The sequence below is a fragment of the Streptomyces sp. NPDC007917 genome, from assembly GCF_042959105.1.
Classification (GTDB): Bacteria; Actinomycetota; Actinomycetes; order Streptomycetales; family Streptomycetaceae; genus Streptomyces.
On the sequence record NZ_JBIBKK010000007.1, the window covers coordinates 294701 to 310436 of the forward strand.

Annotated in this window: 10 protein-coding genes; 5 read left to right on the plus strand and 5 right to left on the minus strand. The window is 72.5% G+C overall.

Annotated elements, in window-relative coordinates; all coding sequences use genetic code 11:
- Positions 1–211 precede the first annotated feature (211 nt).
- The 3 genes from ACFZDL_RS16455 to ACFZDL_RS16465 form a co-directional block, all read right to left on the minus strand.
- Complete coding sequence (locus ACFZDL_RS16455) at positions 212–715, minus strand: ATP-binding protein (protein ID WP_353593413.1); 504 nt, start codon at positions 713–715, stop codon at positions 212–214.
- Positions 716–1080: 365 nt separating this feature from the next.
- A complete protein-coding gene (locus tag ACFZDL_RS16460) occupies positions 1081–1848 on the minus strand; it encodes an enoyl-CoA hydratase-related protein (RefSeq protein WP_353593412.1) in 768 nt (255 codons plus the stop codon).
- Positions 1849–1953: 105 nt separating this feature from the next.
- Complete coding sequence (locus ACFZDL_RS16465) at positions 1954–3198, minus strand: Ig-like domain-containing protein (RefSeq protein WP_391191319.1); 1245 nt, start codon at positions 3196–3198, stop codon at positions 1954–1956.
- Positions 3199–3541: 343 nt separating this feature from the next.
- Here ACFZDL_RS16465 and glgX point away from each other — a divergent pair, with 343 nt between their 5' ends.
- Genes glgX through ACFZDL_RS16480 form a run of 3 tightly spaced genes read left to right on the plus strand, consistent with a single transcriptional unit; the run spans position 3542 to position 9722 of the window.
- Positions 3542–5893: a glycogen debranching protein GlgX gene (glgX, locus tag ACFZDL_RS16470; RefSeq protein WP_353593411.1), complete on the plus strand. Its 2352-nt coding sequence runs from the start codon at positions 3542–3544 to the stop codon at positions 5891–5893.
- A gap of 35 nt (positions 5894–5928) precedes the next feature.
- The gene (locus tag ACFZDL_RS16475; RefSeq protein ID WP_353593410.1) at positions 5929–7806 is read left to right on the plus strand and encodes an ABC transporter ATP-binding protein; all 1878 of its coding nucleotides are present in this window, start codon (positions 5929–5931) and stop codon (positions 7804–7806) included.
- On the plus strand, positions 7803–9722 hold the full coding sequence (locus ACFZDL_RS16480) for an ABC transporter ATP-binding protein (RefSeq protein WP_353593409.1): 1920 nt from the start codon (positions 7803–7805) through the stop codon (positions 9720–9722). The genes ACFZDL_RS16475 and ACFZDL_RS16480 overlap by 4 nt, the downstream gene beginning before the upstream one ends.
- 138 nt (positions 9723–9860) lie before the next feature.
- Here ACFZDL_RS16480 and ACFZDL_RS16485 read toward each other — a convergent pair whose 3' ends face one another.
- A complete protein-coding gene (locus ACFZDL_RS16485) occupies positions 9861–11240 on the minus strand; it encodes an MFS transporter (protein ID WP_353593408.1) in 1380 nt (459 codons plus the stop codon).
- A 94-nt stretch (positions 11241–11334) separates the two neighbouring features.
- Between ACFZDL_RS16485 and ACFZDL_RS16490 the strand changes: the two genes are divergently transcribed.
- Positions 11335–12276, plus strand: a complete 942-nt coding sequence (locus ACFZDL_RS16490) for a LysR family transcriptional regulator (protein WP_353593407.1) — start codon at positions 11335–11337, stop codon at positions 12274–12276.
- Between the two features lie 21 nt (positions 12277–12297).
- Here ACFZDL_RS16490 and ACFZDL_RS16495 read toward each other — a convergent pair whose 3' ends face one another.
- Positions 12298–12822: a DinB family protein gene (locus tag ACFZDL_RS16495; RefSeq protein ID WP_353593406.1), complete on the minus strand. Its 525-nt coding sequence runs from the start codon at positions 12820–12822 to the stop codon at positions 12298–12300.
- A gap of 392 nt (positions 12823–13214) precedes the next feature.
- Here ACFZDL_RS16495 and ACFZDL_RS16500 point away from each other — a divergent pair, with 392 nt between their 5' ends.
- On the plus strand, positions 13215–15449 hold the full coding sequence (locus ACFZDL_RS16500; protein ID WP_353593466.1) for a M4 family metallopeptidase: 2235 nt from the start codon (positions 13215–13217) through the stop codon (positions 15447–15449).
- Positions 15450–15736: the final 287 nt, after the last annotated feature.

A 15736-nucleotide genomic window follows, 5' to 3' on the forward strand; every position in this document is an offset into this window, starting at 1 on the left:
CATTAACAAGGCGCGTGTCATACCTCACCTTGGATTGGGTTGGTCGCCTGTCCTGGCCTCTGCGATAGTGAGGCACGCGACCCCCCTCGACCCGGGCCGGTCGTTCACCCCTCTGCCACGGATGACACCCCTTTCACCATCCGCGGCGGATACGAAAGAGGCTCCGCGCCGTCGCGAACCGACGGCGGGAGCCTCTTCGGCATACAAAAGCTCAGGGTTCCGTCACCCGCATTTCGAACCACGTCGTCTTGCCGCGCGGCAGCAGATCCGCCCCCCACCGCTGGGAGAGCTGATCCACCAGCATCAGCCCCCGCCCGCTCGTATCGAGCTCGGCCACCGGCATCAGACACGGCAGCCCGCGCGACGGGTCCCGCACCTCCACCCGGATCCAGCCACGCCGCCGCAGCATCCGCAGCCCGAAGGTGCGGGCGCCGGTGTGCCGGACGGCGTTGCCCACCAGCTCCGAGACCAGCAGCACGGTGTGTTCGGCCAGTTGGGGGGTCAGGCCCCAGTCACGCAGGACGACGCATTCGGCCAGCCGGCGGGCGGTGCCGGCCGACTCCGGGCGGGAGGGCAGCCGCACCTCGTCGACCGCGGGGTTCCCGAACAGGTCGACCGCTTTGGCGACCGACTCGTCGTCGACGGACGGCGCCCGCCGAGGCGCGGCCGTACCGGTGCGCCGCTGCGGCTGCTCCATACCCTCCAAGCCCGCCATGCCCCCCATCATGGCCGCCCGCCAGGCCGTCCGGGGCCGAACCGTGGGATTACGAACACCCGGGCCGCAGGCCCCACAAACCGGCTCCAACATATGCCAGCGGCAGCCAGATATCCCAAATACCCCGCCTGACCAGCGATCTCACGGCGCGTATGCGCGATCACCCAGCGTACCGGAGCCGGTCGTCCGGGGACTCGCGGGTGGCGAAACAAATTCGCTCGCACGGGGCATCACCCATCCGGCTGACACCGCGACCGAAATCCCGCCCGAAGCCTGCCGGGATTCCTGCCGGAAACCCCTCCGGAAAGCCCGCCGGAGACCCCGCCGGAGACCCGGGCGGCGGACGGCGCCGCCCGGCCCGCCGCTCACCGGAACTTGGCCTTGCCCGGCCCCTCCTCGACAAAGCTCCGCATCCCGATCTCGCGGTCCTCGGTGGCGAACAGCCCCGCGAACCAGCTGCGTTCGATGGCGAGACCGGTCTCCAGATCGGTCTCGAGGCCCGCGTCCACCGCCTCCTTCGCCGCGCGCAGCGCGATCGCCGGACCGCGCGCCAGCCGGGCCGCCCACGCGTGCGCCTGTTCGTGGACCTCCTCCGCCGGTACGACGCGGTCCACGAGCCCGAGCGCCAGCGCCTCGTCGGCCTTCACCTGACGGCCCGTGAAGATGAGGTCCTTGGCGCGGGACGGGCCGATCAGCCGGGCCAGCCGCTGGGTGCCGCCCGCGCCCGGGATCAGGCCGAGCAGGATCTCCGGCTGGCCGAGCTTGGCGTTCTCGGCGGCGATCCGGTAGTCGGCGCACAGCGCCAGCTCGCAGCCGCCGCCGAGCGCGTAGCCGGTGACGGCGGCGACGACGGGCTTGGGGATTCGGGCGACGGCGGTGAACGAGTCCTGGAGGGCGCGGGACCTGGCCACCATTCCGGCGTGGTCCATGTCCCGCATCTCCTTGATGTCCGCGCCGGCCGCGAACACCTTCTCGCCGCCCCAGATCACCACGGCCCGTACGTCGTCGCGCCCGGTCACCTCCTCGGCGAGCTCCCGCAGCCGGTCCTGCGTGGCGATGTCCAGCGCGTTCATGGGCGGACGGTCCAGCCGGATGGTGCCGACGCCCTCGGCGACCTCGAGGTTCACAGTCATGAGCGCAGGTTAGCGTCCGTTAGCACGCCGCCCACAGCCTCCCCGGGCCTCCTGCGCCCCGCCTCTGCGCCTGCCTCTGCGCCCCGCCTCTCCCGGCCCTCCGCGTCATCCCTTCTGGCCGGCCTTCCACTTCGCCCACGACATGTTCCAGCCGTTGAGCCCGTTGTCCGGCTGGATGGTGTCGTCGTGCGAGTTCTTCACCACGACCACGTCACCGATGATCGAGTTACGGAAGAACCAGGCCGCCGGGGTCGACCTGTCGCCGCCGCCCCGCTGGTCGAAGAGGCCGACGCAGCCGTGGCTGACGTTCGCCGAGCCGAAGGTCGGCTTGCCCGCCCAGTAGTTGCCGTGGATGAAGGTGCCCGAGGTGGACAGCCGCATCGCGTGGGGCACGTCCTTGATGTCGTACTGGCCGTCGTAGCCGACCGTGGCGCCGTTCATCCGGGTCACCGCGAGCCGCTCGCTGATGACCATCTTGCCGTTGTACGTCTCGTAGCCGGGCGCGCCGGAGGTGATGGGGAGGGTCTTGATGGTCTTGCCGTCCCGCTTGATCACCATCTTCTTGCTCTTGGCGTCGACCACGGAGATCTGGCTGCGGCCGATGGTGAACTTCACGGTCTTCTTCTGCTCGCCGTACACCCCCGGACGCCCCTCGACGCCGTCGAGGTCCATGCTGAGGGTGACCTTGGTGCCCGGCGCCCAGTACTTCTCCGGGCGAAAGTCCAGCCGGTCGTTGCCGAACCAGTGGCCCTCGATGGGCACCGACGGGGAGGCCGAGACCTTGATCCCCTGCTCGACGGCCCCCGGGTCGGTGATGCCCCGGGTGAAGCGGATCGAGACCGGCATGCCGACGCCGACCGTCGAGCCGTCCTCCGGAGTGAAGACCCCGAGGAAGGTCTTCTCGGGGCGGAGGGTGGTGAAGGAGGAGCGCCGGGAGGCGGTCAGCCCCTGGGAGTCCTTGGCGACGGCGTCGACCGTGTAGGTGGTCGCGGAGCTCAGATGGCGGGAGGGCCGCCAACTGCTGCCGTCCTCGGTGATCTTCCCGTCGATCTCGTGGCCCTTGGGGTCCTTGACCTTGACGGACGTGAGCGTGCCGTTGTCCGAGGTCACCTTGAGCGCCCCATGGGTGTTGACGCCCTTCGCCCCGTCCTTGGGCGTGATCGCCACGACGGCGCGCGAGGTCTTCCGGGCGCCCCCGCCCTTGTCACCGCCCTCGCTCTTCTTCCCGTCGTCCGACCCGCCGCCCCCGCCACAGGCGGTCACAAACGCCAGAATCCCCCCGACCAGCAGCGCGAGAAGCCCCCTACGGCCCCGCGCCGTCAGCGCCCCCGCCATCGGCTGCACTTCCACTACGGCTCTCCCCTCCGCCCGCACCGCTCCCCGCGGCACCCCCGCTGTGTCACGCGCACCCGCGCGCTCGGCAGGAACTCATACCCACCGGAACAGCGGGGAGTTCGGCCGCGCGCGGGCGCGTATGCCACAGGTAATCACACGCCACTGACAGCGGGCTCCCGGCCCAGGTCACGGTTCAGTCCCAGGCGAGGGGCCCTGGCCCCGGATACGCCGGGCGAAACGTGAGGGTTGACCCCATCGCGGGCAGAACTGCTGAGAGGGCGGCACCGCTCCCCGCGGCACGGGACGCCGCGCGGCCTTGAGCCCCACGGTCGGAGCCGCGAACGCCGGAGGGCGCCACATGTCGTACACAGCCGAGCAGAGGAAAGCGCACAACGGGCTGCCGAGGCCACGCGCGGGCGCGGCCCCCGTCGAACCCGGCGGCCTCCTGGCCGAGCCAGGCGGCATACGGGCCGAGCCCGGGGGCGCCCCGGTGTGGCCGGGCAGCGCGCAGCCGCTCGGGGCGCGGGTGCGCACCGGGCCCGGCGGGGTGGCCGGCACCAACTTCGCGCTGTGGGCGCAGGGCGCGGAGGGGGTGGAGGTGTGTCTGTTCGACGACGACGGGGCCGAGACCCGCTGTCCCCTCACCGAGCGGACCCACGAGGTCTGGCACGGCTTCGTGCCCGGCGTGCTCCCCGGGCGGCGGTACGGATACCGGGTGCACGGCCGCTGGGACCCGTGGACCGGCGCCCGCTGGAACCCGGCCAAGCTGCTGCTCGACCCGTACGCCCGCGCCGTGGACGGCGACTTCGGGGGCGCGGGGGTGATCCCGCGCGAGTGGCACGGGGCGCTGCCGCCGGAGGTCTACGGCCATGTGCGGGACTGGCCGCAGCAGCACATCGCCGACACCGTGCGCGACGACCGCGACTCCGCCCCGTACGTCCCCAAGGGCGTGGTCGTCGGCGACGACGATCCGGGCGGCCCGCCCGACGAATGGCTCGACGACCGGCGCCCGAAAACCCCCTGGGCCGACACCGTCCTCTACGAACTCCATGTGCGCGGCTTCACCAAGCGCCACCCCGGCGTCCCGCCCGAACTGCGCGGCACCTACGCCGGGCTCGCGCACCCGGCCGCGATCGAGCACCTCACCCGGCTCGGGGTGACGGCCGTGGAGCTGCTGCCGGTGCACCAGTTCGCGCACGAGGACCATCTGCTCCGGCGCGGCCTGCGCAACTACTGGGGCTACAACTCCATCGGCTACTTCGCGCCGCACGGCGCGTACGCGGCGACCGGAACCCGCGGCGCGCAGGTCGGCGAGTTCCGGCGGATGGTGCGCGCGCTGCACGCCGCGGGCATCGAGGTGATCCTCGACGTGGTCTACAACCACACCGCGGAGAGCGGCGAGCTGGGGCCCACGCTCTCGCTGCGCGGGATCGACAACCGCGCCTACTACCGCCTCCAGCAGGACCCGCGCCGCTACGCCGACTACACGGGCTGCGGCAACACCCTGCACGTACTGCGCCCCCAGGTGCTGCGGCTGATCACGGACTCGCTGCGCTACTGGGTGACCGAGATGGGCGTGGACGGCTTCCGCTTCGACCTCGCCGCCACCCTCGCCCGCACCGCGAGCGACGTGGACATGCTCGCCCCCTTCCTGTCCGTGATCGCCCAGGACCCGGTGCTGCGCCGCGTCAAGCTGATCGCCGAGCCGTGGGACGTGGGCGGCGGCGGTTACCAGGTCGGCGCGTTCCCCCCGCTCTGGTCGGAGTGGAACGACCGCTACCGCGACGCGGTGCGCGACTTCTGGCGCGGCGCCCTGCCCGACGTACGCGACCTCGGCACCCGGCTGTCCGGCTCCAGCGATCTGTACGGGTGGAGCGGGCGCGGGCCGTACGCCTCGGTCAACTTCGTCACCGCCCACGACGGCTTCACCCTCCGCGACCTGGTCAGCTACGACCGCAAGCACAACGAGGCCAACGGCGAGGACAACCGCGACGGCACGGGCGACAACCGCTCCTGGAACTGCGGCGCCGAGGGCGAGACCGAGGACCCGGCCGTCCGGGCGCTGCGCCGCCGCCAGCTGCGCAACCTGCTCGGCACGCTGCTGCTGTCCGCCGGTGTGCCGATGCTGGTCGCCGGCGACGAGATGGGCCGCACCCAGGGCGGCAACAACAACGCGTACTGCCAGGACAACGAGACCGGCTGGGTGGACTGGACGCTGCTGGAGGACCCGGGCTGGCGGTCGCTCACCGACCTCACCGCCCGCCTGGTCCGCCTGCGCCGCGACCACCCCGTACTGCGCCGCCCGGCCTTCTTCTCCGGCCGCGCGCAGGGCCCCGGCGGGCTGCGCGACCTGGCCTGGTTCACCGCGGCGGGCACGGAGATGACCGAGCGGGACTGGTACGCGCCGACGGCCGCCCTCGGCCTGTATCTGTCCGGCCACGACACCGCGCGGCGCGACGCGCGAGGCGCCCCGGTCACCGACGACAGCTTCCTGGTGCTGCTGCACTCGGGCCCGGCGCCGGTGGAGTTCACCCTCCCCGGCCCGCCGTGGGCCGCCGGGTACGAACTCCTCGTCGACACCTCCCGGGAGGACCAGGACGCGCCCCCGGGCGCCCGGCATCGCGCCGGTTCACGGATCGGGCTGCCCGAGCGCTCGGTGCTGCTCCTACGCGCCGTCACGGCCATGGAGGAGGACCGGAAAACCGAGTGAGCGCTGTCAGTGCCGGACCGTAACCTCGGCAGGTGATGGCTGCGACAAGTGAACGACTCAGGGAACCGGAGAAGGAACCGAGAATCAGACGCTCGGCCACGCGCTCGTTGTCGCGCCTGTGGCCTTATCTGCGGCCCGTGAAGGCGCGCTTCTCAACGGCGGCCGGGGTCGCGGTCGTGGCCTCCTGTCTGGGCCTGGTCATCCCGCTGGTGCTCAAGTGGCTGGTGGACGGGCCGGTGGCCGGCCGGGACCCGGGCGGGGTGTGGCTGGGCGGCGCCCTGCTGCTGGGGCTCGGCGTCGCGGAGGCGGGGCTCTTCGGGCTGCGGCGCTGGCTGGTGGCCCGGCCGCTGGCCGCCGTGGAGGCCTCGATGCGCACCGACCTGTACCGGCATCTGCAGCGGCTGCCGGTCTCCTTCCACGACCGCTGGGCGTCCGGGCAGCTGCTCTCGCGCGCGACGACCGACCTGATGCTGCTGCGGATGTTCCTCGCCTTCCCGCTCACCTTCCTGGTGGTCAACGGGGTCACGGTCCTCGTCGGCTTCGCCATCCTGCTCGCGCAGGAGTGGACGCTGGGGCTGGTCCTGCTCCTCCCGGCCGTGCCGCTGGTGATCCTCTGCTCCGTCTTCGAGACGCGGTACGCGGTCGTCGCCCGCACCGTCCAGGACCAGACGGGCGATCTGACCACGGTCGTCGAGGAGGGGGTCCTCGGCATCCGCATCGTCAAGGGCTTCGGACGCCACCGCAGCCAGGCGCGCGCCTTCCGGGCGCTGACGGAGCGGGTCCGCTCGACGGAGCTGCGCAAGGCGGGCCTGCTGGCGACGATCTGGGCGCTGATCATGACGCTGCCCGAGCTGGCGATCGGCACGGCCCTGGTTCTCGGAACGATGCAGGTCGCCGACGGCGAGCTGTCGGCCGGCACGCTCGTCGCCTTCCTCTCCACGGCGCTGACGCTGCGCTGGCCGGTGGAGTCGCTGGGCTTCCTGCTGGCGATGAGCCAGGACGCGGCGACCGCGACGGACCGGTTCTTCGAGGTGATGGACGAGCCCACGGCGGAGCAGCGGTCCACGGCGTGGCAGCCCGCGGAGGAGCAGCGGTCGAAGGCGGCACCGTCGAAGGCGGCACCGCCGACGGCGGAGCAGCGGTCCACGGCGGCAGGGGCCACATCCCAGGACGGGCTGCGCTTCGAGGGTCTGGAGTTCCGGTACGCGGACGCGCCGCCGGACGCCCCGCCCGTGCTGGCCGGGGTGGATCTGCACATCCGCTCCGGCGAGACGATGGCCCTGGTCGGAGCGACCGGCTCGGGCAAGACCACGCTCACCGCCCTGGTGCCGCGCCTCCACGAGCCGACGCGCGGCCGGATCACCCTCGACGGGCGGGACATCACCGCCCTCCCCCGGGACGAGCTGCGCGAGCTGGTCGCCGTCGCGTTCGAGGAGCCCACGCTGTTCTCCGCGACGGCGGGGGAGAACGTGCTGATGGGCGCGGCCGGGGCGGCCGAGGCCGATCTGTTGCGGGCGCTCGAGGTGGCTCAGGCCGACTTCGTACACGCCCTGCCGCAGGGCACCGGCACACAGGTCGGCGAGCAGGGGCTGAGCCTGTCGGGCGGTCAGCGCCAGCGCCTCGCCCTGGCGCGCGCCGTCGTCGGACAGCCCCGGTTCCTCATCCTCGACGATCCGCTGTCCGCGCTGGACGTGCACACCGAGGCCCTGGTGGAGGCCGCGCTGCGGCAGGTGCTGGCGACGACGACGGCGCTGGTGGTCGCCCACCGCCCGTCCACCGTGCTGCTCGCCGACCGGGTCGCGCTGCTCTCCGGCGGGCGTATCGCCGCGGTCGGCACCCATCACCAACTGCTGGGCGACAGCGCGGAGTACCGGTCGCTGATGTCCGGTGACGAGCGGGAGGAGGCCCGATGACCCAGACCGCTACCGGTGCCGGCACCGGCACCAAGGACGGCAAGAACGGCAAGGACGGCAAGGGCGGCAAGGACGGCAAGAACAGCAAGGGCGGAACCGCGGCCGAGCCCGGGGCGGCGCCGGACGGCGACCCCTTCGACCACGATGTGCTGCCCACCCCCAAGGGCGCCTCCCTCGCGCTGCTGCGCTCACTGCTCTCCCCGCGCCGCGGCCGGGTCTGGGTGGCGGCCGTACTGCTCCTCCTGCAGCAGGCCGCGGTGCAGGCCGGCCCGCTGCTCGTCGCGTACGCCATCGACACCGCCGTGCCCGCCTTCCGCGACGGCGGCCACGGCCCCCTCATCGCCGTCGCCGTCGGCTACCTAGGCTGCGCGCTCGCCTCCGGCGCGCTGCAGTACGCCTTCATCCGCACCTCGGCCCGGATCAGCCAGGACGTGCTGCTCGATCTGCGGGGCAGGATCTTCCGCCACGCACAGGCGCTCAGCGTGGACTTCCACGAGCGCTACACCTCCGGCCGGCTGATCTCGCGCGCCACCACGGACGTCGAGTCGCTGCGCGAACTGCTCAACGAGGGGCTGGAGGAGCTGCTGGGCGTCGCGCTCTCCGGCGTCTACATCTCCGTGACGCTGCTGTATCTGGACTGGGGTCTGGGCGGCGCGGCCGTGCTCTCCTTCTGGCCGCTGTATCTGCTCGTCCGCCGCTTCCAGCGCCGCTCCATGCTCGTCTACCGCAAGCGGTCCACGGCCATCGCCGCGGTCATCGTCAAGTTCACCGAGACCATGAACGGCATCCGGCCGGTGCAGGCGTTCCGCCGCGAGCGGGTCAACGACGCGCACTTCCACGAGCTCAACCACCACCATGAGCGGGTGAACGGGGACGCGATCCTGGAGATGGCCCGCTATGTGGTCGGCTCCCGGCTGGTGGCCAACGCGGCGGTGGCCGCGATCGTCCTGTGGGGCGCCTACCGGGTGGCCTCGGAAGACCTGGCGCTGGGCGTGCTGGCCGCGGCCGCGCTCTATCTGCGCAGGCTCTACGACCCCATCGACCGCCTGGGGATGTTCCTGAACTCGTACCAGTCGGCCGCCGCCTCGCTGGAGAAGATCGCGGGCCTGCTCGCCCAGCGGCCCTCCGTGGCCGAGCCCACCGACCCCAGGCCGCTGCCCCCGCGCTCGTCCGAACTACCCGGCCGCGAGGTGGTCTTCGACGGTGTGCGCTTCGCCTACCGTACGGGCGGGGAGGTGCTGCCCCGCTTCGACCTCACGCTGCCGGCCGGGCAGACGGTGGCCGTGGTGGGCGCGACCGGCGCGGGCAAGTCCACCCTCGCCAAGCTGCTCGCCCGCTTCTACGACCCCACCGCCGGCCGGGTCCTGCTCGACGGAGTGGACCTGCGCGAGCTGGCCACGCCGGAGCTGCGCCGCGGTGTGGTGATGGTCACCCAGGAGGCGTTCCTCTTCTCCGGCACGGTCGCCGACAACATCGCCCTCGGCCGCCCGGACGCCACCCGCGCCGAGATCGAGCACGCCGCCAAGGCCATCGGCGCGCACGACTTCATCGCCGCCCTGCCCGACGGCTACGACACGGATGTGCGCAAGCGCGGCGGGCGGATCTCCGCGGGCCAGCGGCAGCTCGTGGCGTTCGCCCGGGCGCTGCTCGCCGACCCGTCCGTGCTGATCCTGGACGAGGCCACGTCCTCGCTCGACATCCCGGGCGAGCGCGCGGTGCAGCGCGCCATGCACACGGTGCTGCACGGCCGCACCGCCGTCGTCATCGCGCACCGCCTGTCGACGGTGGAGATCGCCGACCGGGTGCTGGTGATGGCGGACGGCCGGATCGTCGAGGACGGCACGCCGGAGCGGCTGATCGCGGGCGAGGGCCGGTTCGCGGCGCTGCACCAGGCGTGGCGGGAGAGTCTGGTGTGAGCTCCGTGGATCCGGGATCCAGTCGCGTGAGCGCATCCGGGGTGCGGGGCTCACGGTCAGTGTCCGGCTGCGCCGCCACGACGAAGTACTGCGACGAGCTCAGAACTGAGGCAGCGGCAGCCCCGTACAGGCACCACGTCAGCGGCCGCCATCCGCGCGGAAGACCAGCAGCACCGCCGCCAGCCCCACGGCGATGAGCACGGCCCCCGCGCCCGGCAGCGTGCCCAGGGTGCCGAGCACCGCCACGCCCAGCGCCGAACCGGCCTGCCGGACCCCGTTGAGCGCGCCCTGGCCGGTGGCGGCGAGCTCGGGTGGCGCGGAGAGGGCCATCGCGGCGGCGGCGCCGGGGATCGAGAGGGTGCCCGTGGCAGCGAGCGCGAGCTCGGCCGCGACGAGCAGGGCGAGCGGGACGTGGCCGCCGCCGCAGAAGGCCAGCAGCACACCGGCCACCACGGTCGCGGACATCCCGGCCAGGAGCACCGGGCGGGCCCCGCAACGGGCCACCAGCCGGCCGGTGAAGAAGGGCATCACGCACACCGGGAAGGTGAGGGGCAGCGAGGCCAGGCCGGCCTCGAACGGGGAGAGGGCGTAGGTGTGCTGCAGCCAGAGCGCGAGCATGTACATCCCGCCGAAGTAGCCGAAGCAGGACACCGCCGCGGCCACCATCGCGGCCCGCACCCGCGCCAGGGCGAGCAGCGCGGGCGGCAGCACGGGGGCGGCGACGCGGCGTTCCACCATGGCCAGCGCGACCAGGGCACCCAGCGCGACGGCGACCGGACCCCATGCGTACGGCGAGCTCCAGCCCTCGATGCCGGCCTCGACCAGACCGAAGGTGAGCGCGCCGAGCGCGGCGGTGGACAGCAGCAGCCCGGGGCGGTCCAGCGCCCGTACGGCGGTCGGCCGGGGAGCCGGAAGGCGGCGGGCGAGCAGCAGGGCGGCGAGCGCGATGGGCGGGTTGACCAGGAACACCAGCCGCCAGCCGCCGAGTTCGACCAGGCCCCCGCCGAGAACGGGCCCCGCCGCGGCGCCGAGACCGCTCAGCGCGGTCCAGGCGCCGATCGCGCGGGTGCGCCGGGCGGGGTCCGGGTTGAGGTGGATGAGCAGGGCGAGCGAAGCGGGCACCAGCCCGGCGCCGGCCGCGCCGAGCAGGGCCCGGCCGGCGATGAGCGTGCCCGCGTCGGGCGCGGCGGCGCAGAGCGCGGACAGCGCCGCGAAGGCGGCGAGCGCGGCGCGGTAGACCCAGCGCGCGCCCCACCGGTCGGCGAATACCCCCGCGGCGAGCAGCAGACCGGCGAAGACGACGGTGTAGGCGTCGACGGCCCAGGGCAGCTCGGCGGCGGTGGGGTGGAGGGAGCGCTGGAGGTCGGGGACGGCGACGTTGAGGATGGAGGTGTCGAGGAGAACGAGCAGGTTGCCGGCCGCGATCCCGGCGAAGGCGAGACGGGACCGCGGGGGTGAAGGGACGGCGGCCGAGTGTACGTGTGTGGTGTTGGTGGTGTTGGTGCTTTCGGTGGTCACGGGGCAAAGGTGGCTCGGAGCCCGCGCATCGGGCGACGCCGCGATACCGATGCCCCCATCGGAAAGTCCGATGGGGGCATGCGATGCTGGCGGCGTGGACACCCGCTATCTGCGTGCCTTCGTCGCCGTCGCCGACCGGGGCGGGATCTCCGCCGCCGCCAAGGAGCTGGGCTACGCCCAGTCCAGCGTGAGCGCCCAGCTCAAGCGGCTGGAAGCGGACCTGGGCACGGCCGTGCTGGTGCGCGCCGGGACGGGAGCCACGCTCACCGAGGCCGGGCAGCGACTGCTGCCGTACGCGCGCGAGGCGCTGGAGCTGGCGGAGCGGATGCGCCGGGCCGCGCTCGGCGACCGGCCCAGGTTGCGGATCGGCGCCCAGGAGTCGCTGGCGCACGCGTGGATGCCCGAGGTGCTGGCGGCGCTGGAGTACGGCGCGGCGGGTCCCGGGTCGGAGGCCGATGTCGAGCTCACGGTGTTGAACCGGCAGCGCCTCGAACGCGCCTTCCGGGACGGGGAGTTCGATGTGACGTTCCAGTACGACAACGGCGCCCGGGTACTCGGCCCGCACGCGGTGGTGGGCCATGACCGCACGGTACTGGTGGCCGCGCCCCGCCACCCGCTCGCGGGGCAGGAGCGGGTGGCGCCGGAGCAGTTGCTCGGCTACGACTTCCTGGTCGCCGAGCCGGGCTGCACCGCGGAGATGCTGGTGGACCGCTTCGGGCGGGACCTGCTCGCGGGGGCGCGGCTCACCATGGTCCAGGGCTCGCTGTCCGCGCTGCTGCGGCTGACCGGACACGGGCACGGCGTCTCGCTGCTGCCGCGGCTGGCGGTCGCGCGGGAGCTGGAGCAGGGCGAACTGGTCGAGCTCCGACTCACCGAACCCATCCGCCCGGTCAGCATCGTCGCCCAGTGGCACCCCCGCCCCGGCCCCGCCGAGCGCTCCCTGCGCGCCGTCCTCGACCTGGCCCGCCGCGCCGACCCACTGCCTGGACCGCCGCCTGGTCCCTCGCCAACCGCCTCGCCGGACACGATGTCCTGAGCGGCAGGGACGCGGACCGGCTCACTCCCCGACCGCGCCGTCGGCCAGCTCGCGTACGACGTCGAGCTGGCCGGCGTGCCGGGCGTACTCCTGCAGCAGGTGGAAGAGGATCCAGCCGAGCGTCGGGGCCTCGGCCTCCGTGGCGAAACGGCCGCCGACGGGCGCCCGGCGGTCGAGCGGCACGTCCGCCACGGCCCGCCGCGACCAGGCGCACTGCTCCTCGAACCGCGCCCGGACCTCCGCCGGCGTCATGTCCTCGGGGACGTGCCACCGGTCGTCGGGGCCCCGGTCGCCCCAGGGCGACTCCACCTGCTCGCCCTGGAACCCCCAGCGCAGCCAGCGCCGTTCGACGTGGGTGAGGTGGTGCAGCAGCTCCAACGGGGTCCAGCCGGAGGGCAGTCGGGAGGTGCGCAGCTCGGTCTCGCTGAGCCCGTCGAGCTTGTGGAGCACGACGCTCCGGTAGTAGTCGAGATACGCGTCGAGCATCTGGCGGGTGTCCGCGAGCGAAGGGCGCGGCTCGTCGATGGGGTTCACGGGGGTCGGCATGGAGCGATGCTACGGACGGTCCGCGCCCCATCCGAAATGCGGACGCCCGCCGTTTGTCAACGAACACATTCCGGCCAAGTTTTTGTCGCGCTCCTGACAGGACTAGTCCACCGATGACACTCTTCCCTCGTTCGGCGCACAGCTCCCCCACAGCTCGCGGCTGAGCCTCGACACCCTCGGCACCCGCATGCGCACTTTCGCACCTTCCCCCCACGCGCTCTGCCCCGTCATGCCCGGGCGGCCTCACCTGGCCGTCCGGTCGCACCCGGTCGCGCCACCGCGCGGCCAGCGCAGAAGGAGTCAGTGTGAGATCGACCTCCCAACGCCCCCACAGACCCCTCTCCTCCCGCCGCCGCGCCGTCGCGAGCGGCGCCCTGGTCGCCGCGGCGGCCATGCTCACCGTCGGGATGCAGACCGGCCCCGCCGCCGCCCGCCCGGACACCTCCCTTAACGCCTCCGCCCCGGCCGCCGGCACCGTCTTCGCCAAGCCGGACCCCGACGCCCTGCCCGTGGCCCTCTCCCCCGCCAAGCGCGCCGGACTGATCCGGGAGGCCGACGCCTCGAAGTCCGCCACCGCCACGGCGCTGGGCCTCGGCGCCAAGGAGAAGCTGGTCGTCAAGGACGTCACCAAGGACGCCGACGGCACCCTCCACACCCGCTACGAGCGCACCTACGACGGACTGCCCGTCCTCGGCGGCGACCTGGTCGTCGAGGGGACCGGGAGCGGCGCCGTGAAGTCGGTCGCCAAGGCGACCAAGGCGCAGGTGAAGGTCGCCTCCACCAGCGCGGCCGTCGCGCCCGCCACGGCCCAAAAGGCGGCGGTGAAGGCGGCGGACGCGCAGGGTTCGCGCAAGACGGAGGCCGAGCGGGCGCCGCGCAAAGTGATCTGGGCGGCGAAGGGCACGCCCACGCTCGCGTACGAGACGGTCGTCGGCGGCCTCCAGGAGGACGGCACGCCGAACGAGCTGCACGTCATCACGGACGCGAACACCGGCGCCAAGCTCTTCGAGTTCCAGGGCGTCAAGGAGGGCACCGGCAACAGCCAGTACAGCGGGCAGGTCACCCTCGGCACCTCGGGCAGCTCGGGTTCGTACAACCTGACCGACGGCGGGCGCGGCGGCCACAAGACGTACAACCTCAACCGGGGCACCTCGGGGACGGGCACGCTCTTCACCGACGCCGACGACGTCTGGGGCAACGGGACGACCGGCGACGCCGCGACCGCCGGTGTGGACGCTGCCTATGGCGCCGCGCTGACCTGGGACTACTACAAGAACGTCCACGGCCGCACCGGTATCAGGGGCGATGGCGTCGGGGCGTACTCCCGGGTGCACTACAGCAGCAACTACGTCAACGCGTTCTGGCAGGACTCCTGCTTCTGCATGACGTACGGCGACGGCTCCGGCAACGCCAAGCCGCTGACCTCCATCGACGTGGCGGCCCACGAGATGAGCCACGGCGTCACGGCCGCGACCGCCAACCTCACCTACAGCGGTGAGTCCGGCGGCCTCAACGAGGCCACCTCGGACATCTTCGCCGCCGCGGTGGAGTTCAACGCCAACAACGCGAGCGACCCGGGTGACTACCTGGTCGGCGAGAAGATCGACATCAACGGCGACGGCACCCCGCTGCGCTACATGGACAAGCCCAGCAAGGACGGCGCGTCCAAGGACAACTGGTACTCGGGTGTCGGCAACGTCGATGTGCACTACTCCTCCGGCGTCGCCAACCACTTCTTCTACCTGCTGTCCGAGGGCAGCGGCGCCAAGGTGATCAACGGCGTCAGCTACAACAGCCCGACCTACGACAACCTGCCGGTCCCCGGCATCGGCCGGGCCAACGCCGAGAAGATCTGGTTCAAGGCGCTGACCCAGCGCATGACGTCCAGCACCAACTACGCGGGGGCGCGGGACGCCACGCTGTGGGCGGCGAGCGAGCTCTTCGGCCAGGCCAGCCCCGAGTACAACACGGTGGCCAACACCTGGGCCGCGGTCAACGTCGGGTCCCGGATCGTCGAGGGAGTCTCCATCACCGCGCCCGGCGACCAGACCAGCATCGTCGACCAGGCCGTCAGCCTGCAGATCGCGGCGACCAGCTCCAACCCGGGCGCGCTCACCTACTCCGCCACCGGGCTGCCCGCCGGGCTGTCGATCAACACCTCGACCGGCCTGATCTCCGGCACCCCGACCACGCTCGGTCCCGGCACCGTGACGGTCACCGTGACCGACTCGGCCGGCAAGTCGGCCACCGCCTCCTTCACCTGGACCGTCAACACCACCGGCGGCAACGTCTTCGAGAACACCACGGACGTCGCCATCCCGGACGCGGGGGACGCGGTCACCTCCCCGATCACGGTGAGCCGGGCCGGCAACGCGCCGTCCAACCTCCAGGTGGGCGTGGACATCGTGCACACCTGGCGGGGTGACCTGGTGATCGACCTGGTGGCGCCGGACGGTACGGCCTACCGGCTGAAGAACTCCAGCTCCTCGGACTCGGCGGACGATGTGAAGACCACCTACACCGTGAACGCCTCGTCCGAGGTGGCCGTCGGCACCTGGAAGCTGAAGGTGCAGGACGTCGCCGCGCTGGACACCGGCTACATCAACAGCTGGAAGCTGACGTTCTGAACAGTGCGCACATCCGGATGAGGCGCTGAGCCCTCCGGACAGCGGACAGGCGCCGCCAGGGGTGACTCCGACTCCCCCTGGCGGCGCCTCTTTTGTGGACTGGCTGAACCCAAGCCCGCTCCGGAGCGCGGCCCCTCCGATTTCCGAAAATCGATCAACATTAAACGAACATTTTGCCGCCTACCTGCCCTGCAGCTCGTGACATGTACGCGCCTTGTATGACAGTCTGCCCAACGCGATCGCACCGTACCTCTTGTTCAGGTCCGGGCGGCTCTTCCCCGCCGCCC